This window comes from Burkholderia sp. B21-005 (genome assembly GCF_020843965.1).
Classification (GTDB): domain Bacteria; phylum Pseudomonadota; class Gammaproteobacteria; order Burkholderiales; family Burkholderiaceae; genus Burkholderia; species Burkholderia ambifaria.
Genome location: NZ_CP086302.1, coordinates 139,461 through 159,114, shown reverse-complemented (window position 1 = coordinate 159,114; position 19,654 = coordinate 139,461). Strand labels below are relative to the sequence as shown.

Below are 19,654 nucleotides of genomic sequence, written 5' to 3'. Positions count from 1 at the left end.
TACCATCGTCGGCATCTCAAAGGGCCTAAGCGAGGAACCACGCATCGGCCGAACAGCACAACCGATCGAGGTCGAAAATCCCCCTCATCCGCTCTCTCGACGCCGAGCCCGGGACGCCCCCGATGCAGGCGCCAGTACCCGCTTTTCCTCCCGCCAAGCTAGCGGCCATGCGCCGTGCTCGCCCGTTCCTCCGCTCCGAATCCATCGCCGACAGGCGATCAGGCCGGTTCCGCATCGCGTGCGTGGCCGGCCTCGCGCTATCGCTTCACGGTATCGCCCATGCGCAAGCCCAGGTGCCGAATGCGGGACAGTCGCTGCGCGATGTCGAGACACTCCGCCCGACACTGCCCGTTCCCGCCGCGCCCGATCTCGCGATGCCGCCACCCGACGAAGCGCCTTCGTCTGCCACGGCCGAGGGGCCGCGCATTCCGGTCAGCGCATTTGCCATCGAAGGCAATGCGGCCATTCCCGCCGCACGGCTCGACGCGCTACTCGTCGATCTCGTCGGCCGCGAGCTGAGCTTCGGCGATCTGCAACAGGCCGCGGCGAGAATCACGACGTATTACCGCGAACACGGCTACGTGCTCGCCCGCGCCTATTTGCCCCACCAGGACATCGAGCACGGTGTCGTGCGCATCGTCGTCGTCGAAGGCCGCTACGGGCAGCTCGAGCTGCGCAACCGCACACGCGTACTGGATCGCGCGCTGCGTCAACCGCTTGCGTCGCTGCAGCCCGGAGAGATCATCAGCGGCAACCGTCTCGAGCGCAGCCTCATGCTGCTGAACGAGATGCCCGGCGTCGATGCGAAGGGCACGCTGCGGCCCGGCGCCGAGCCCGGCACGACCGATCTCGTGATCGATACCGAACGCAGTCGCTTCGCCACCGGCTCAGTTGAATTCGACAACTTCGGCGATCCGCTGACCGGCCGCTACCGCGCGACGGGCAGCATCGACGTCAACGCGCCGCTGCGCGTGGGCGACCGCTTCTCGCTGCGCGGCCTGACGAGCAATACGAACCAGCGCTACTACCGCGCGTCGTACCAGGTGCCGGTCGGCCCCGCGTCCACGCGCGTCGGCATCGCGTATTCCGACATGAACTACCGGATCGGCGGCAGCCTGAAGGAGCTTCGCTACCACGGCGGAGCGGACGTCCGCTCCGCGTTCGTCACGCAGCCGCTGGTGCGCAGCCGGCGCACGAGCGTCGATGCTCTGGTTACCTACGAAAACAAGCATCTGCGCGACGTGTACGGCATATTCGACGTGGTCGGCGACAAGACCGTCGATCTGTGGTCGTTCGGCGTGAACGGCAACCGCCAGGACGGTTTCGGCGGCGGCGGCCGCACCGGCTTCTCCGCGACCGTCGGCATCGGGCATTTGAGCAGCAACGATCCGCTCGACATGAATTACTACGCCCATACCCTCGGTCAGTTCGCGAAACTGAACATCAACGCGCTGCGGCTGCAGGCGCTCGGTTCGCGATTCCAGCTCTACACGCAATTCAGTGCGCAACTGTCGTCGCGCAACCTCGACTCTTCGGAAAAATTCAACCTCGGCGGGCCGTATGGCGTGCGCGCTTTCGCGCTCGGCGCCGGCAGCGGCGACCAGGGCTGGCAGGCCACGGCCGAGCTGCGCTATCTCGCCGCGCCCAGCTTGCAACTGAGCGTGTTCGCCGACACGGGCCGCATCCAGCTCAGCAAGCAGCGGTGGTCCCGCGAACGCAATACCGTGCAATTGTCGTCGCTCGGCATCGGCGCGAGCTGGTTCGGCGCGCGCCATCAAATCAATCTCACCGCCGCGCTACCGGTCGGTTACGCCGATCCGGTCGCGTCGCCCACGCGGTCACCGAGTGTCTGGTTGCAAGCCGCCCAGTATTTCTGAGCGGTACGCGGCGAGCGGCCCGCCAGGCAGGGCGAGCCGCAAGCAGCACGGGCGGCGTCGCCGCCCACCTCGTCGAAGGCATGCATCCTGCGTGTTTTCGGCCCTTTCCGCTTCGTTAGGTATACGTATCGATACGAAGCAATCACCCTGTACTTTTCCAGAGGAAATAACGCTCATGAACAAGACCTACGCACTGGTCTGGAACCAGGCCCAGGGATGCTGGAGCGCCGTCGGGGAAACGGCGCGCCGGCGCGCCAAACCCGGCAGCGCCAAGCGCATCGCCGCCGCCCTCTCGCTGCTCGGCCTCACCTCGCTGCCCGCGTTCGCGCTGCCCACCGGTGAGAACATCACCGCCGGCAAGGCCGACATCATTCGCGAAAACGACGGCAAGTCGATGCTCGTCAACCAGCACACCGACAAGCTCATCACCAACTGGAACGACTTCAGCATCGCCGGCAACGAGCGTGTGTCGTTCCATCAACCCGGCACCACGTCGATCGCGCTCAACCGCGTGGTCGGCAACAACGGCAGCCAGATCCACGGCCAGCTCGACGCCAACGGCAAGGTCTTCCTCGTCAACCCGAACGGCGTGCTGTTCGGTTCCGGCGCACAGATCAACGTCGGCGGCCTCGTCGCGTCCACCCAGAACATCGCCGACGCCGATTTCCTCGCCGGCAACTACCGCTTCTCGGGCAACTCCACCGCGTCGATCGTCAACGACGGCCACGTCACCGCCGCCGACGGCGGCAGCGTCGCGCTGCTCGGCGCGCGCGTGTCCAACAACGGCGTGATCCAGGCGAAGATGGGGCGCATTGCGCTCGGCGCCGGCAACACGTTCAAGGTCAACTTCGACGGCAACGACCTGCTCAGCCTGCAGGTCGAAGGCGGCGCCGTCGATGCACAGGCCACCAACGGCGGCCTGCTCAAGGCCGACGGCGGCGAAGTGCTGATGACCGCGCGGGCAGCGGGCAACCTGCTGAACGCCGTCGTCAACAACACCGGCACGATCGAAGCGAAGGGCCTCGCCAGCCGCGCCGGCAAGATCACGCTCGACGGCGGCACCGTCAAGGTCGCCGGCACGCTCGACACGAGCGCGGCCGAAGCCGGCGCGCCGGCCGGCTCGATCCTCACGCGCGGCGAGCGCGTCGACGTTGCGGCCGACACTCACGTCGACACGCGCGCAGGCGACACCGCCGGCACCTGGACCATCGAAGCCGCCAACGCCGGCGTCAACGGCGATCGCTCGATCGGCGCCGACACCCTGTCGCGCAACCTCGGCACGACCAACGTCGCGCTGACCAACACGCAGGGCGACCTGACGGTCGGCGGCCCGGTCGCGTGGAACAGCGATCGCGCGCTCACGCTCACGTCGCAGAAAGGCAACGTCGACCTGCAGCAAACGCTGTCGGCCACCGGCACCAACGCCAGCCTGACCGTCAACGCCGCCGACAAGATCCGCATCAACGATGCAGTCAAGCTCACCGGCCGCAACGCGCACCTCGAACTCAATTCGAAGAACGGCCATACGCTGAACAACAACGCTGCCGTGACGCTGTCCGGCGACAACGCGTCGTTCCGTTCGAACGGCGAGGACTACAAGGTGCTGCATACCGTTGCCGACCTGCGTAACGTCGATGCAAACCGCGGCGGCCGCTACGTGATCGGCAATACGATCGACGGCGCGAATACGAGCTTCCGCAGCATCGGCGGCGACCAATCGTTCTACGGCGTATTCGACGGCCTCGGCAACACGATCGAGCGCCTGCGCATCTCCAATCCGGTCCAGTCGTCCGTCGGCCTGTTCTCGCACAACGCCGGCCGCATCGCCAACCTCAACCTGAGCGACATCGTCACGACCGCATCGGGTGTGCCGTATTGGCTGACTTCGGTCGGCACGCTCGCCGGCAGCAACTCGGGCACGATCTCGAACGTGACGGCCAACAACGTCACGGTCTCGGCGACGGGATCGGCAATCATCGGCGGTCTCGTCGGCTCCAACTATGGCGGCACGATCGAGCATGCGAAGGTCACCGGCCGCATCGACGGCGATCGCTACGCGCAAGCGATCGGCGGCCTCGTGGGTGAAAACCTGACGCTGCTGAACAAGCCGCCGGTGTCGGCCACCATCCGCGACAGCCAGGCCGACGTCGAGATCAACGCCGCGCACAACGGCCCCACGGGCGGCCTCGTCGGGCACAACACCGGTCTGATCGAGCGCTCGTCGAGCGCGGGGCGCATCAACGCGACAGGCTCCAACCCGATGGTCGGCGGGCTCGTCGGCTTCAACGACGGCAACGGCATCATCAAGCAATCGTCGTCGTCCACGAGCGTGACTGCGCGCAATAACGCCATCGCAGGCGGGCTCGTCGGCCTCAACCTGGCCACCATCGCGAATTCGCGCGCGAGCGGCAAGGTGAGCGTCGGTGAACGCAGCGTCGCGGGCGGCCTCGCGGGCGTGAACCTGGGCGAAATCGACGCGTCCACGGCCGACGGCGACGTGTTCGCGGCCGCATCGAGCACGATCGGCGGGCTCGTCGGCACCAACAGCGGCCGGATCCTGAAATCGCAGGCCAACGGCAACGTGACGGCGGGCCGCAACGCGGTAGCCGGCGGCTTCGCCGGCTACAACGACGGCGACATCGACGAATCGACCGCGACGGGCAACGTCGTCGCGGGCGCCGATAGCGTCGTCGGCGGCTTCGCCGGGCGCAACGGCACCGCGGGTCGCATCCATGCGTCCCACGCGCAAGGCAACGTCCGGGCCACGGGCAAATCGACGCTCGGCGGCTTCGCAGGCTCGAACGACGGCTTCATCGAGACATCACTGGCCAGCGGCAACGTAGCCGGCGACAACAACAGCACGGCCGGCGGCTTCGCCGGCACGAATGCCGGCACCATCGAGGCATCCGACGCATCCGGCAACGTGACCGCGGGCAATAACAGCACGGCGGGCGGCTTTGCCGGGATCAACACCGGTACGCTGGATTCCTCCAACGCGTCGGGCAGCGTCACCGTTCTGAACGCCAGCACGGCAGGCGGCCTCGTGGGGCTCAACCAGGGTCTCATCCGCACGTCGAGCGCCAACGGCAAGGTCCTGGCCGGGCAATCAAGCTACGCCGGCGGCCTCGCCGGCCGTAACAGCGGGACGATCGCCGATTCCCGCGCCACGGGCGCGGTGAAGGCCGGCGATTTCTCGTCGGCCGGTGGCCTGGTCGGCAGCAACGAGTACGGGACCATCGCGCGGTCGACGGCGTCGGGCGACGTTGAAGCCGGCACGCAGGGCAAGGTCGGCGGCCTCGTCGGCATCATGACCGGGACAGTCGACCAGTCGCATGCGACGGGCTCCGCCAAGGGCGGCGACGCCAGCTACGTCGGCGGCCTCGTCGGCAGCAACGGCGGCACGATCACCGCGTCGTCGTCGAGCGGCACCGTATCCGGCGGCCGCTACGCCCGACTGGGCGGCCTCGTCGGCGGCAACTTCGGTCGCGTCTCCGGCTCGTCGAGCACCAGCCGCGTCGACGTGAAGGCTGGCTACGACCAGTCCTACGGCGCGCTGGTCGGCGTGAATTACGGTCAGGTGAAGCCCTGAGCGTGAACCCGGACGGTTCCGGCTCCGCCGTGTGAACGGCATGCCGGATTCCGTCACCTGATGCGAGCGGCCTGCCCGCTCGTAGCCGGCGGCCGCGAGGCCGCCGGCAGCCACCCTCCGGCCGATCGGCCTTCACGGTCGGCCGGATTTCCTAAAAAAACCATCAGGAAGACCAAACGATGAACAAGACCTACGCACTGATCTGGAACCAGGCTCAGGGATGCTGGAGCGCGGTCGGGGAAACCGCGCGCCGCCGTGCCAAACCCGGTAGCGCCAAGCGCGTCGCCGCCGCACTCTCCCTGCTCGGTATCGTCAGCCTGCCAGCCTTCGCGCTGCCCTCCGGCGAGAACATCACCGCCGGCAAGGCCGATATCCTGCGCGACGCAGACGGCAAGACGATGTCGATCAACCAGCACACCGACAAGCTGATCACCAACTGGAACGACTTCAACATCGCCGGCGGCGAGCGCGTCTCGTTCTATCAACCCGGCAAACAGTCGATCGCACTGAACCGCGTCGTCGGCAACAACGGCAGCCAGATCCAGGGCCAGCTCGACGCCAACGGCAAGGTCTTCCTCGTCAACCCGAACGGCGTGCTGTTCGGCTCGGGCGCACAGATCAACGTCGGCGGCCTCGTCGCGTCCACCCAGAACATCGCCGACGCCGATTTCCTCGCCGGCAACTATCGCTTCTCGGGCAACTCCACCGCGTCGATCGTCAACGACGGCCGCATCACCGCCGCCGATGGCGGCAGTGTCGCGCTGCTCGGTGCGCGCGTGTCCAACAATGGCGTGATCCAGGCCAAGATGGGCCGCGTCGCGCTCGGCGCAGGCAACACGTTCAAGGTCAACTTCGACGGCAGCGACCTGCTCAGCCTGCAGGTCGAAGGCGGCGCGGTCGATGCGCAGGCCAACAACGGCGGCCTGCTGAAGGCCGACGGCGGTGAAGTACTGATGACCGCGCGGGCAGCCGACAACCTGCTCAATGCCGTGGTGAACAACACCGGCACGATCGAAGCGAAGGGCCTCGCCAGCCGCGCCGGCAAGATCACGCTCGACGGCGGCACCGTCAAGGTCGCCGGCAAGCTCGACACGAGCGCAGCCGAAGCCGACGCGCCGGCCGGCTCGATTCTCACCCGCGGCGAACAGGTTCGCGTTGCACGCGGCACCACAGTCGACACGCGCGCGGGCAATACGGCCGGCACCTGGACCATCGAAGCAGCCAACGCCGGCGTTGCGAACAACAACGCAGACAGCCTCTATCCGGCCGGCGCATCGATCGATGCCGACACGCTGTCGAACAACCTCGGCACCACCAACGTCGCGCTGACCAACACGCAGGGCGACCTGACGGTCGGCGGCCCGGTCGCATGGAACAACGATCGCTCGCTCACGCTCACGTCTCAGAAAGGCAATGTAGCGCTGACGCAAACGTTATCGTCCACCGGCACGAATGCGAGCCTGAACGTCAACGCCGCCGACAAGATCCGCATCAACGATGCGGTCAAGCTCACCGGCCGTAATGCGCACCTCGAGCTCAATTCGAAGAACGGCCACACGCTGAACAACGGTGCTGCCGTCACGCTGTCCGGCGACAACGCGTCGTTCCGCTCGAGCGGCGAGGACTACAAGGTGCTCCATACCATCGCCGACCTGCGCAATGTCGACGCGAACCTTGGCGGCCGCTACGTAATCGGGAACGCGATCGACGGCGCGAACGCGAACTTTGTCAGTATCGGCGGCGCCACCGGCAATGCGTTCACCGGCATCTTCGACGGCCTTGGCAACACGATCAGCCGGCTGTCGATCACCGGCACCGGGCCGAACATCGGCCTGTTCGGGCAAAGCACCGGCTATCTTGCCAACCTGACGCTCGACTCGCTCACCGTCGACGGCACGTCGGCCGCCCGCGCCACGTTCGTCGGCGGGCTCGTCGGCGACAACCTGGGCGGACGCATCGAGAACGTCAACGCGAAAAACATGAGCGTCTCGTACAACGGCCGGGACGTGGTCATGATGGGCGGCCTCGTCGGCCGGAACGCCGGCACGATCGACCGCGCGAACTTTGCCGGGCGTGTCTCGGGCAGCGCCAACACGCTCTCCGTCGGCGGCCTGGTCGGCGTCAACGGCGGCACGATCGCCGACAGCACGGCGTCCGCCGACGTCACCTTGTCCGGCCGCTCCGGCTCGCCGTTCCAGGGATCGTACAGCCGCGAAGTCCAGAGCATCGGCGGGTTCGTCGGCATGAACGACGGCCAGATCGTTCGCTCATCGAGCCGCGGGCGTGTGTCCGGCCGCGACGACACGAGCACCGGCGGCTTTGTCGGCATCAACTACGGCACGATTCGCGACGCGTCGGCCAACGCCACGGTCACGGCCGGCAAAGGCAGCTATATCGGCGGCTTCGCCGGCAAGAACCGCGACGGCGGCACGATCGCGAACGCGTCCGCCTCCGGCCTGGTCCGGGCCAACGGTGCGATCGCGATCGGCGGCTTTATCGGCGAAAACGCGGGCGGCACGCTGGACAACGTGCGATCGGACAGTGACGTAACGGATGTGATGAGTGGCCATGTCGGCGGTCTGGCCGGCAAGAACAGCGGCACGATCCGCAACGCACACGTAAAGACCACGGTAACGGCGGGCCGCGACAGCCACGCGGGCGGGCTCGTCGGCACGAATGACGGCACCGTATCGAACGCAAGCGTCGATGGCAGGGTCAGCGCAGGCGATGCGAGCGATGTCGGCGGACTCGTTGGCCTGAACACCGGGGTGCTGGACACCGTACAAGCCAACGTCAACGTGACGGCCGGCTACGGTAGCCGCGTCGGCGGATTGGTCGGCACGAACCGCGGCAACAACGCGATCGTCCGCCATGCGTCCGCGTCCGGCAATGCAGCGGCGGACGGATCGAACGTGGGCGGCCTGGTGGGGCTGAACGACAAGGGCGCCATCATCGAGGATGCGTCGTCCACTGGCACGATTACGGGCGACCGTTCAAACCTGGGCGGCCTCGTCGGCAAGAACGCCGGCACGATCCGGGCGTCGACGTCGAGCAGTCGTCTCCACCTGGTATCGCCGACATACGGTCCGTTTTTCTGGGGCAGTCTGGTCGGGGAGAATACGGACAGCGGCACCATCGAAGCCAGTTCGGTCAGCGGTCCGGCTCAGCCCTATTTCATGGTCGGCCTAAACTTCGGCAAGATCGACGGACGGCTGCACTACGGCCCCGTCAGTTGGTGATAGCCCGTTGAACCCGTTGGGTTCGGCATATCGGCACCCGCTCGTTTGAAGAGTGGGTGCCGGAAAAACGATGGCCGGCGGCTTCGTCGAAGCCGCCGGCCATTTCACCCGACCTTACATGTATTCGGAACGCGAGCGGTCAGTGTGATCCGCCCGGATTCGAAACTCTCCGAAACCCGCACCCCGTTTACTGGTAGCTCATCGTAAAGCTCGCTGCCGCATTTGCGACGCCCGGCTGCATCTGCATTGCAGTCCGGACATATCGGGCAGACAGCGGAATATTGAATGTTCCATCACCCGTCTGCCGCACAAACCATTGATTTGTATTGCCTGGCGCATTCGAGTCGGCGCCGAATTTGACCGCCTTCCCATTGTTCAGAATTTGGACGGCTACACCAGTTGCCCCTCCCTTGGGATCGAGGGTCAGTTGATCCCCCCGATTCGCCGGCTTTTGAACGTCGGTCATGGTCATGTAGACGTTAGAAACACCGCCGTGTGCCGATCCGGTACATTTGATCGTGATATCAAAAGGCTTGGCCAATGTGACACTACCCACGTTGGATGGCAACTGAATCTGCCCGAACGGAACAGTAATCGATTTTGTCGTTACCGTACACACTGGAGGCTTTGGACGAATTTGAATTGCCCCCAAAACTCTGATACTGACAATCTGTTGTTTATTTTTTCGAATCCACATCCCGGCGATTTCACCTTGAACAACACCCCCATTAAGGCTAATATTCCCCGTCTTGACAAATTCGATGACCATTGTCTTCGGCCCATAGGAAATCATCGTGCTGTTCGGAAGATCGTCGTATATCGGCCACCAACGGGAATCTACGACCTCCCGCAACCGGATGCCGACTCCAGGTACACCACTGGGCCAAGTGTTGTACGCACCTACCGGATCGAGTCTTCCTTTCAGCGAGCTCTGTATTCCACCTGGTATGTACGTGCACTCAAAGCTCAACCAATTTCCATTCAGCTGTGACGTTTGAGAATGCAACGTCGTTCCGACAGGAACATCAGGATCAATGGGTGCATTATATGCATATAGATCGTAAATACTCAGCATCGGCGTGGATTCCATCGGCAAGCAATAATCACGCTCAGCTCGCGCAATTGACGGAAAACATGAAGTAAGCATCAAAGCCGACAGAACGCAAAATCTCGTATAGCGATGCGACGCGTGCCGCAAACAATAAGATAAATAACGAGAAAAACCCATAAACAGCCCCCTAGTTATTTGCACCCATTTCACACAAAGGCACTCCTTCCGTTCAATGATGAAGTTCGTCACGGAATCGGTCTACCTCACTTTTTGCTGTTAATAGCAGGTTCATTGGATGAAAAATCGGATGCGATGTGAGATATCAGGCATCGCCCTCCTGACGCTTCGCCAATCGAAGCTCGCATTCCCGGCGAAGTCACTACCTCGCGATCCTGCAGCTCATCGCCACGCGCTCGTACGCGACCGCCTTCTTCCGTTCCGGCAACGCATAACCGCCTTCGCACGAACCTTCGCTCCAGCGAATCGACAGACGCCCCTGCTCCTTGATGCCGAACACGAGCACGCGCGACGCATCGTCGACCATGCCGAGCACCTTGCCGCTCTCGTCGTAGGCCGTTGCACCGAACGGCACCTTGCCGCCGTTCGACGTCTTTACGTCGAACTGGACCCGGCGCCCCGTCTCGGCGGCGAACTTCGCCTTCACGATCGCGCCGCGCGTCGGCACCACCGATTTCGAGTTGTCGGCCAGATCGGTGTCGAAGCCGAGGCTCTCGGTATCGATGCTGAGCCAGTTGTAGCGATACGGTTGTGCATACGGCAGGACCGCGTAGCCGCGCCGATCCGTGCTGATGCTCGACGACGACGAGAACCGCGCGCCGCGCACGCCCGGCACCTCGGCGATCGCGAACGTCTCGCCGACCGTCTGGCCCAGCGTAATGCCGCCGCCGTGCGCCACGACGGAGCCGGCGATACCGACGTCCACGTGCTTGCCGTGGCCGGACTGGTTGTAGTTCGTCGACAGCTTGGCCAGCGGCGTGTCCCAGCCGAGGCCCACGCCGCCCGATCCGCCGGCCCGCTTGCGGTAATCGCCCTGCACCGAATAATTGACGGTGTTCGAATCGTTCAGGAACCCGTTCACGCCGGCCTGCGTACTCACGTCGCCGCTCGTCGACGCGACCGTACTCGCGAACATGCGATGCGAACGCTGGCCGCCGCCAAACGGGATGCTGATCGTTGCCGAGAACTGCGTGTCGGAACGGCCGAACGGCCCTGAATCGCGCGTGTGTGAAACCGCTACGCTATAGCTGAGATTCTTCAGCGCACCGCTATAGCCGAGCTGAATGTTGCGGCTCGACCCGCCCTGGTTCCAGTAGCTCGTGTCGCCGATGCTTGCGTACAGTGAGCCGCTCGTACCCAGCGACTGGTTGATGTTCAGGTCGACGCGGCTCTTCTGGCGGCGATAGCCGCTCCCCCACTGGCGATCGAGATCGTCGACGTGCTGGCTGAGCGTGCGATAGCCGTCTGTCGAATAGCGATAGCCGACCATCGTGAAAGTTGTTTCGGTGGCCGTCAGCGTCTTCGAATACAGGAACCGGAAGCTCTGCCCGCTCGCCTTGCGCCCGGTTGCATTCGACTGGCTGTGCGTGACGTCGAACGACACGCCGCCGAGCCGCGAGTTGTATCCGACCCCGAGCGCGATAGCCGCATAACGCTCGGCGCCGATGAAGCCGCCATAGCCGGTCAAGTTGTCGGATACGCCATAGACCAGCGTGCCCTGCGCGAACTTGGGCCGCGACTGGCCATAGCCGCGATACTGGCCGGCCGAGAACGCGTAGCGCATCGTACCGCGGCGAATCATCACCGGCAGATACGAATACGATTGCCGGTACGTGCGAACGCTCCCGTCGGATTCGATGATCCGGATTTCGAGGTCGCCGTTCGATCCGCTCGGGTAAATGTCCCGGAATTCGAACGCACCGGGTGTCACGGACGTCGAATAGATCACGTAGCCGTTCTGGCGCACCTCGACCACCGCGTTGCTCTGCGCGATACCGCGTACAACCGGTGCATAGCCGATCTCGTTGTCCGGCAGCATCCCCGTATCTGAACTGACCTGCGCGCCGATAAAGCGCACGCTGTCGAAAATCTCGCCGGACGAATACACTTCGCCTGCGGACAGCCGCCCCCTGATCCGCTGCAGGTCGCGCTCCACGTAGCTACGGTTCGCCGCGAGATCCGACGGACTGCCGCGCCGCCATGACAGCGCCGATTCGTTGCGCAACCGCCAGGCACCGATGTTCAATCCGTTGCGCAGCCCCAGATACGCGTAATCGCTGCGATAGCCGGAATCCGTGTCGTGGCTGAAGTTTGCCTGGTAGTTCGAATAGACCGCGGTGATGCCTTCATCCCACATCGACGGATCGACATAGCCCCGCGTTTGCGCCGGCGCATAGGCCTGCGGCACACTGACATCGAGCGTCAGCGTGCCGACGTCGAAATTCGCCGCCGCGCCGTCGGCCAGCGAACCGATATCAACCGGCGCGTCGTCAGCCAGCCCAGGCTCCAGCTTGTGCTCGCGCTCGAGACGCTTCACGTCGACGCCGAGCCCCTTCAGCAGGCCGTACGTGATCACGGGCCGCACCTCGCCCGACGCATCCGTCCTGAACAGGATCGACTCGCGTTTCGCGCGCCGCTGGTTCAGCGACACATCGACATCGTAGATGCCGGGCGCCACCGAGCTGCCCTTTTCGAAATACGACAGCTCGACGGGGCCATCCCCCTTCTTGAGGAACAGCTCGTTGAACTCCGCCGCCTGCCCGGTAGTGGGTGCGAGTGCGGCGCCGAGCGCCATCAGACAGGACGCGCGCTGGCAAGCCTCTACAATTTTCTTGACAGTTATGTTCATGTCCCGACCGCTCGCTCTCTATTGATTTTTCGTTAGTACATCGAATTTATTGAGCAACATCTGACGACGAGCTCCGGCACGACCGCGCTATTGCGTTACGCTGGCTTGCGTATCGACTGCCGCGCCGAAATCGTTGATCGAGCTGAACTCGACCTTGGCGTTCGCAGGAATCGCGCGACTGGAATAGTCCTTGACAGCAAGACGCGTCGAAGACTTGGGCGCAATCATTTCCGTCGTGACCGGATAGGTGCTGGCACCCGACTTGAGACTGGCGTGGCCAAGCGACACGAAGTACGGCGTGTCGTTGACGACTTCCAGCGCCGGCTTGCCGTCACCTTCGCTCCAGCGCCACTTCAACTGAGCCGGGGCGTCTTCCGGCTTGCCGGGCAGTTGAGCAGGCCGATAGAACAGCTTGATCCGCTGCCGCACTGCTATCTGCAGCGAGTTGTCGTCCTTCGCCTTTTGCGGAATTTCCTGCACGCTCAGCCAGAACACCGACTCTCGATCGACCGCCAACCCTTCGCCGGCGTAAAAGATCCGCAGGATCTGCTGTTTGTCGCCGCCGAGACGGCTCAGCGACGGCGTGATCGCAAAGGGCAGATCGCCCGTCGTGCCGTCGGGCAATTCGACCCAGGACTGGATCATCACGTCGTCCTTCGACTGATTCTTGACGACGACCGACGCTTCCTTGCTTTGCGCCGGATAAATGACGCGCGTGCCGGACAACGAAACGCCGGCCTGCGGCGCACTGGAAAGGAACAACATCGAGCCGGCCGCGACCAGCCCGGCAATGAGCGATTTCTTCATGGCGGATTTGAACCTGGAAGCGGCGCCGGAACGGCACAACGGGCCGTTCCGGCGCTCGATGAGGCGGGATTACTCGTACGACAGCGTGAACGGCAGCGTGCCGTTGGCCGTACCTGCGTCGATCTTGTCGCCGTTTGCAACGTAACCCGCACGCATGTTCAGCGCGGCGGTGTACACCGGCGCTTCAGCCGTGCCGCCCTTGACCAGCGGGGCGTTGACCGTCTCGTTCGCCGCCAGGTTCATCAGGTTGTTGTTCGCGTCGTACAGACCGATACCGACACCCTTCGCCGTGCCCGAAACCTTCAGCAGCTTGTTGTTCTTGCCGTCGATACCCGAGCCGGCCAACGGGTCGAACTTCATCTTGACGAGCGTCAGATCGGTTGCCGTATTGCCGCAGTCGAGGCTCAGGTTGATCGATGTGCCGCCTGCGATGCCGTGACCTGCCGACCCGCCGACCGAATCAGCGCTGACCGTGCCGAGGTTGACCGCGATGTCCTGCTTGCCCTTCTCGCCGGTCACGTTCGTGCCCGCGCCGCCCGTGATCGAGCACGATGCCGCGGTGATGTTGCCCGTGAAATTGATCGTGCCGTCGGCAGCCATCGCCGAACCTGCTGCGAACATGCCTGCGACTGCCGCGAATGCCAAAATCGTCTTGTTGATAGCCACGATTTTCTCCAAATGAAACGTGATTGATCGACTCCTTACGGAGCGTGACTCCTTACGGAGCGGGATCAATGATGCCAATTCAGCTCGATTCAGCATTTAGTACGGAACCCGAAACTGACACCCAAAACACTACGATTAGTTCGAAATTTTGGTTTCGCCCAGCCAATTACCCCTAATTTTCAAATATATTTTTAAATCCTCTCCATCAAAATCACCAGCATCGCCAAGTGTGCGAAATCTCACCGGAGCAAGGTCACTGTGGCGGCATCCACCCAGGAAGCGGCGTGGTTACCAGGTCCGGGTACGCAACCACCCATCGCCTGGAATCACGCAACGAATTGCCGCCCCGGACGTATCGGTTCACGCCGGCATGGATTCGGGGCGCTATCGGGGGAACAGCGTGCGGTATCGACACCGGGGCATCGATGTAAATACAGTGAATTGCGGGTGTGGACGCGATCGCCATCGCGGTGGGCCCCGACGCGCACGCAGCGCAATCGGAGTTCCAGACGATCTAACAGCGCACTCGATAAAATTACAAAGTGGGAGACATATCGAGCGGCGTGAGGGGCTGCAAGCCCCCTGAGACCGTCGGCGTGCTCGACTACACCGGCATTGGCCCCTTAACGGCCGCTTCAACACCGATCCGAGCGGTATCGCTGGCGTAGGGATCCGGGTTGGCAACACGTGCAACGACGCTGTCCAGTAGTGGGCCAACTCGCGCGTGGGATTCCTGACCCGAAAGGGCGTCGGACCTGCTCGGAACTTCGCGATCAATCTGCAGTGCGCGGACGGCACCCAGGGCGCAACGACCCGGATGTTCATCACGCTGACCGACGCGACCCATGCCGGTACTCGGGCCGAAGCGCTAGCCGACCTCCCGGTTCCGTGGGGAAAGGCGTCGGCGTACGGATCATGAATTAGTCGACGCCAGTCTTCTGCGGCCCGGACTCGAGCGCAGCCCGCAGCCCGCAGCCCGAATCAACGACTCGTTACGGAAACCGACAACCAAGGCGTCAACATGCCTCTCACCGCACACTACGTCCGGACCGGCAACACGACAGCGGAAAGCAGCGATGCCGTCGCAATCTTCACGATGAGTTACCAGTAGCCCGACCACGCGTGGTCTCCGGCCAGACTTGGCCCAAGCACCGAGCGGCCGCGCCCGGGGTCAGCATTCGAGTTGCCGCACCATTTCACTCCGGAAAGCGGCCCATCGATCCCTGAGCGCCTCGGCTCCGCCCTCGTTCACGATCCGCTCCATGGCGGCACAGGCGTCCATTGCGTCAGTATTGCCGGCCAGCGCGAAGCCGCCTCGCATCGAGTGCAGTTCAATCCGGAGCGGGCCGGCATGGCCGCGCGACAGCGCATCGTCGATCACCGCAAGCGACTGCAGCGTCGCGGCCCGTAATTTCTCGCGGATCTCGTCGGTCATCGGCAGCGGCGCCGAACCGCCGGAATCAGCCGATTGGACCGCCCCCCCCGCGCCACGCATCCCGTGCCGCCGCAACACGGTCTCGAGTGCATCGATCGCCAACGGTTTGAGCACGACCTCGGCCACACCCACCTGCAGGCAACGGCGACGGTCTTCGTCGGTCGCATGCGCGGTCATCGCGATCACCGGCACCTTCGCCCCCTGCTCGCGCAGAAAGTTCGCGAGCGCGAAGCCGTCGAGTTCCGGCATGCCGAGATCGGTCAGCACGACGTCGAACGGATGCGCGAAGAACGCGCGCATCGCCTCGACACCGTTCGCGACGAGCATGGCGTCGCAATGCAGCGCATCGAGCTGATCGCGCAGCAGCGCGCGGCTCGCCGGATGATCCTCCGCGACGAGCACGCGCAGCGGGGTCTCGTCGTCCGCGTATGCCGGCAACGACGATGCGCCGGATGCCGTTTCGTCGAATGCGACACGCCATCCGGACGGCGCATCGGGCAGCGGCAACGACACGATGAACGTCGCGCCGTGGCCCGGCCGGGTTTCGACCGCCAGGTCGCCATGCATCAGCCGCGCGAGGCGCCGGCACAACGGCAGCCCGAGCCCCGTGCCGCCGAAGCGCCGGTAAATCGATGCATCGGTCTGGACATACACGTCGAACAACGTCGGCAGACTCTCCGGCGCGATGCCGATACCGGTGTCGCTTACCACCACCTCGACGGCATGCGCTTGACCGACGGCGCCTGTCGGTCGTGCCTCGATCGTCACGCTGCCGCGCTCGGTAAACTTGATGGCGTTGCTGACGAGATTCGACACGATCTGACGCAGGCGAGTCGGGTCGCCGACATAGCCGTCGGCCAGCCGCGGATCGATCCTGCATTCGAGCGCGAGGTGCCGGGCCGCGGCAAGCGGATGGAAAATCGCCGCGACGTCGCGCAGAACCGCACGCAAATCGAACGGCACGGCCTCCAGCACCATCTGGTTCGATTCGACCTTCGACAGATCGAGCACGTCGTTGATCACGCGCAGCAACGCATCGGACGACGACATCACCGTCTGCAGGCGTCGCTGCTCCTCGGCCGGCAACGGCGCGCGCTCCATCAATTCCAGATTGCCGACGATCGCGTTCAGCGGCGTGCGGATCTCGTGGCTCATCGTCGCGAGGAACGTCGACTTCGCCTTGTTCGCATCGTCCGCCGCCTCCCGGGCCTCGCGCAGTTTGTCTTCCATTTGCTTGCGCGCTGTGATGTCGGTCAGCGTACAGAGCAACACATCGACGCCGCGATAGCGCGTACGGACGATATGCGCGGCGAGATAGGTCGTGCCGCCGCCGGCGAGGCCGACCGACAATTCGTGCGTGACGACGCGCGGCGCCCGGCCACCCGCAATATTGCGGTGATAGGCCTGCCAGATGCGCTTGCCGAGCGACGCCACCGCATCGTCGCCGTAGGCCTGCGCCGCCTCGTTGCGCACCATGGTGTCGCCGTTGGCGAGCGACAGCAGCATCAGACCGGCCGGCGCCGTGCGAATCAGCGTGCGGTTCAGCGCCTCGCTTTCGAGCAGCCGGATTGCACGACGGTTCGCCGGGCGCAACGCGCGTCGGTCGAACATGACGATCGCGACCCACACCGTTCCGATCGCCAGCAGCGCGAGACCGATTGCGATACCCACGCGGGCGGCCACGTCATCGAACAGGCTGCGCCACGAGAAGGTCGCGGTCAACACCTCGCGGAACTCCGGCATTCGGTCGCCGATAACGATATTCATGCCGACGCGATGGGGGACCGCCCGTTCCCTGCCCGCCTTGCGCGCATAGTCGAGCGCACGGGCCGTCAGCGCGGGGGCGACCTCGCGGCCGGTCAGAACCTGCCCCGCCTGGCTGACGAGCGCGTAATCCTTGCTGGCGGACGAAGAACGCAGAAAATTGTCGATCTCCGGCCGGCTGATCACGACGAACCATGCAACCGGCTTGCCCTGCGGGTCGCGCACCGCCTGCGCGAACCGCAGAGTCGAGCGTCCGGTCAGCGGATCGTCGCGTCGATCGAGCAAAATCTTCCGGCTATCCGATGCCGTCGCCATCGACACGAAGTCGGGCGGCGGTTGCAATTGCCGAATCAATGCCTTGATGTCGAAGCCGGCCGGCAGCGCCAGCGCCTGCTTGACCAGCGGATACCCCGTCACCATGACAAAATTGCCGTCCGGATCGATGATATACGCGCCCATTCCCGGATCGCCGGCCTGTTGCGGCGGCATGTTGCCCGTGACCTCGCCCTGCGCGAGCAACTTGAGAAGCAACGGCGCGTAAGCGTTCGCAGGTTGCGATGACGAAGCGACAGCGAAAGCTGCAAACGCCACACGCCCCACGTGGCCGACGGCAACCATCCTGCCGTGAGTGTCGACAAACCGCCCGAACGTATCGGGCGATACGCTCGCGCCATGCTTGGCTAGCAGCTCGAGGTTTTCGACGTAGCGATTCTGGAGGGCCCTGACCACCTCCATTTCCGCCAGCAGTTCGGCCTTGCGTACCAGGAACCCCGACCGGTACTGCGCAAGCGATTCCTGGAAGTCGAGTCGCGCGACAAGTGCCGTGCAGACCAGCACGAACACCGTGATCGCCGCGCCGCTTCCGTACAGCAGCCATTGCTGCTGGCGGCGCACGCGCCCCGGCTCGAACGACTTGCGGCCCGCGGCGGCGGCGGCGGTGGCGTGCGCAATCAGCGCTTTCAGTTTGGTGGGCATACGGACCATCGAAGTCGACTCGACGCCGGCACGGCGTCATGCGCCGTCCGGGTCACTCGGTGCTGCCCGCCGGTTGCCGGTCTACGCATTGGTCCCGGGCATTTCGGGCAGTTGGCCCTCGCTTGCATAGCGGATCAGGTCCGCGTCGCGGACGATGCCGAGCTTCTTCATCGCGCTCGACTTCTGCGAACTGATCGTCTGCTTGCTCCGGTGAAGCTGGACGGCGATCTCGCCGACCGTCAGGCCGGCGCCGTAAAGTCGCACGACCTCGATTTCACGGGCCGTCAGCGTGCGCGTGCCCGTCGACGTCTCGGTGCCCGCCAGCAATTGCTTGACGAACGGCGACAGATAATTCGCCCCGACATAAGCCGCGTGAACCGCGCCGACCAGATGCGAAATCGCATCGGACTTGCTGAGGATGCACCCGACGCCCTGCCGCTGAATCGCATGCAGCACGCTCGGATTGTCGATCATCGTGATCGTCACGAGATGAAGCGCGGGATAGCGACGCTGCAGAAACGACAACAACGCGAGACCGTCGCCATACTTGCCGCCCGGCATCACGTAATCGACGACGAGCACGTCGCTCTGCTGTACGTCGAGCATCGCCACCAGGTCGGTCGAATTCGAGACAGTGCCGAGCAGCTTGATCGTGCTGCTGCCCGCGAGTGCCTGCGACATCCCGAGTGCGGACGAAGGATGATCGTCCGCCACCATCACTCGCACAAAAAATTCATCCATCTATATTCTTCTCCCGATACACGCGGCCCGACGTGCGATGTTGTGCGACGCGCCGGGATTCGAATCCATCTCGCGACACGGTCGCGTTGCGATGTTCTGCGAATCGGGCGGTGCGCAGCGTAATTTTAAGATAATAGACGGGTTCCGCGTCGCCGCGAGAAATAGACGTGCGGCCGCTTGCGCCGGACCGCGCCCGCCGGGCTTCGACGCAACCGCCGGCGCGCCGTCCACGAGGCCCGGACACGGCATCGCAACGGCAGGCACGTTCGCCGATCCGCCGCCCACGCACATCCGATCGACGGCCTTCCCCATACCGTCGATCCATCCCGTCCCGCGAAACGGCCTTGGCCGCTGCCTAACGTTTTGCCACGGACTTGTCCGGTTCGCCCGACCCGTCGTCCGCGACATGCTGCCACTCGGTGATGGCCCGCCGCTTCTGCGACGGCGACATCATCATGAATTCATTCAGCTTCGTGAGGAAATCCCGTCTGGATTTCTCCGGCAGCGTCGCAAATCCAAGCAGCAGCCCGAACACCTTTCCCATATAGCGCACGGCCTTACCCTTCCTTCTTCAGTCGAAATCACGCGGCATCTATGCGATGCGGCGTGTCTGCCTTCCCCGTTTTGAACGCTGGGCGATCTAT

The 19,654-nt window shown here is 64.2% G+C and carries 10 protein-coding genes; 3 read left to right on the top strand and 7 right to left on the bottom strand.

Translation table 11 applies throughout. The features are described from left to right. The first annotated feature begins 242 nt into the window (after window positions 1-242). The 3 genes from LMA02_RS17110 to LMA02_RS17100 all read left to right on the top strand — a co-directional run bounded on the left by LMA02_RS17110 (window position 243) and on the right by LMA02_RS17100 (window position 8,705). Entirely contained in the window at window positions 243-1,877 is a 1,635-nt protein-coding gene (locus tag LMA02_RS17110; protein ID WP_324251305.1) for a ShlB/FhaC/HecB family hemolysin secretion/activation protein, read from the top strand. A 175-nt stretch (window positions 1,878-2,052) separates the two neighbouring features. Continuing rightward, window positions 2,053-5,466: a GLUG motif-containing protein gene (locus LMA02_RS17105; protein ID WP_228908852.1), complete on the top strand. Its 3,414-nt coding sequence runs from the start codon at window positions 2,053-2,055 to the stop codon at window positions 5,464-5,466. A gap of 179 nt (window positions 5,467-5,645) precedes the next feature. Next, on the top strand, window positions 5,646-8,705 hold the full coding sequence (locus tag LMA02_RS17100) for a GLUG motif-containing protein (RefSeq protein ID WP_228908851.1): 3,060 nt from the start codon (window positions 5,646-5,648) through the stop codon (window positions 8,703-8,705). Window positions 8,706-8,892: 187 nt separating this feature from the next. On the opposite strand, the gene LMA02_RS17095 is transcribed toward LMA02_RS17100, so the two are convergent. The 7 genes from LMA02_RS17095 to LMA02_RS17065 all read right to left on the bottom strand — a co-directional run bounded on the left by LMA02_RS17095 (window position 8,893) and on the right by LMA02_RS17065 (window position 19,554). Then, complete coding sequence (locus LMA02_RS17095) at window positions 8,893-9,780, bottom strand: fimbrial protein (protein ID WP_228908850.1); 888 nt, start codon at window positions 9,778-9,780, stop codon at window positions 8,893-8,895. A gap of 355 nt (window positions 9,781-10,135) precedes the next feature. Continuing rightward, a complete protein-coding gene (locus LMA02_RS17090; RefSeq protein ID WP_228908849.1) occupies window positions 10,136-12,622 on the bottom strand; it encodes a fimbria/pilus outer membrane usher protein in 2,487 nt (828 codons plus the stop codon). Between the two features lie 87 nt (window positions 12,623-12,709). After that, entirely contained in the window at window positions 12,710-13,429 is a 720-nt protein-coding gene (locus LMA02_RS17085) for a molecular chaperone (protein ID WP_228908848.1), read from the bottom strand. A gap of 69 nt (window positions 13,430-13,498) precedes the next feature. Then, entirely contained in the window at window positions 13,499-14,095 is a 597-nt protein-coding gene (locus LMA02_RS17080; RefSeq protein WP_228908847.1) for a fimbrial protein, read from the bottom strand. Window positions 14,096-15,266: 1,171 nt separating this feature from the next. Beyond that, complete coding sequence (locus tag LMA02_RS17075; RefSeq protein WP_228908846.1) at window positions 15,267-18,269, bottom strand: hybrid sensor histidine kinase/response regulator; 3,003 nt, start codon at window positions 18,267-18,269, stop codon at window positions 15,267-15,269. An 81-nt stretch (window positions 18,270-18,350) separates the two neighbouring features. Beyond that, the gene (locus tag LMA02_RS17070; RefSeq protein WP_228908845.1) at window positions 18,351-19,010 is read right to left on the bottom strand and encodes a response regulator; all 660 of its coding nucleotides are present in this window, start codon (window positions 19,008-19,010) and stop codon (window positions 18,351-18,353) included. Window positions 19,011-19,365: 355 nt separating this feature from the next. After that, on the bottom strand, window positions 19,366-19,554 hold the full coding sequence (locus LMA02_RS17065; protein WP_168736183.1) for a hypothetical protein: 189 nt from the start codon (window positions 19,552-19,554) through the stop codon (window positions 19,366-19,368). Window positions 19,555-19,654 lie beyond the last annotated feature (100 nt).

Excerpts from the sequence above, each read along its gene's own strand:
- LMA02_RS17065 (WP_168736183.1), bottom strand. The coding sequence starts at position 19,554 with ATGGGAAAGGTGTTCGGGCTGCTGCTTGGATTTGCGACGCTGCCGGAG.
- LMA02_RS17075 (WP_228908846.1), bottom strand. The coding sequence starts at position 18,269 with ATGCCCACCAAACTGAAAGCGCTGATTGCGCACGCCACCGCCGCCGCC.
- LMA02_RS17100 (WP_228908851.1), top strand. The coding sequence starts at position 5,646 with ATGAACAAGACCTACGCACTGATCTGGAACCAGGCTCAGGGATGCTGG.
- LMA02_RS17090 (WP_228908849.1), bottom strand. The coding sequence starts at position 12,622 with ATGAACATAACTGTCAAGAAAATTGTAGAGGCTTGCCAGCGCGCGTCC.
- LMA02_RS17085 (WP_228908848.1), bottom strand. The coding sequence starts at position 13,429 with ATGAAGAAATCGCTCATTGCCGGGCTGGTCGCGGCCGGCTCGATGTTG.
- LMA02_RS17105 (WP_228908852.1), top strand. The coding sequence starts at position 2,053 with ATGAACAAGACCTACGCACTGGTCTGGAACCAGGCCCAGGGATGCTGG.
- LMA02_RS17070 (WP_228908845.1), bottom strand. The coding sequence starts at position 19,010 with ATGGATGAATTTTTTGTGCGAGTGATGGTGGCGGACGATCATCCTTCG.
- LMA02_RS17095 (WP_228908850.1), bottom strand. The coding sequence starts at position 9,780 with ATGCTGAGTATTTACGATCTATATGCATATAATGCACCCATTGATCCT.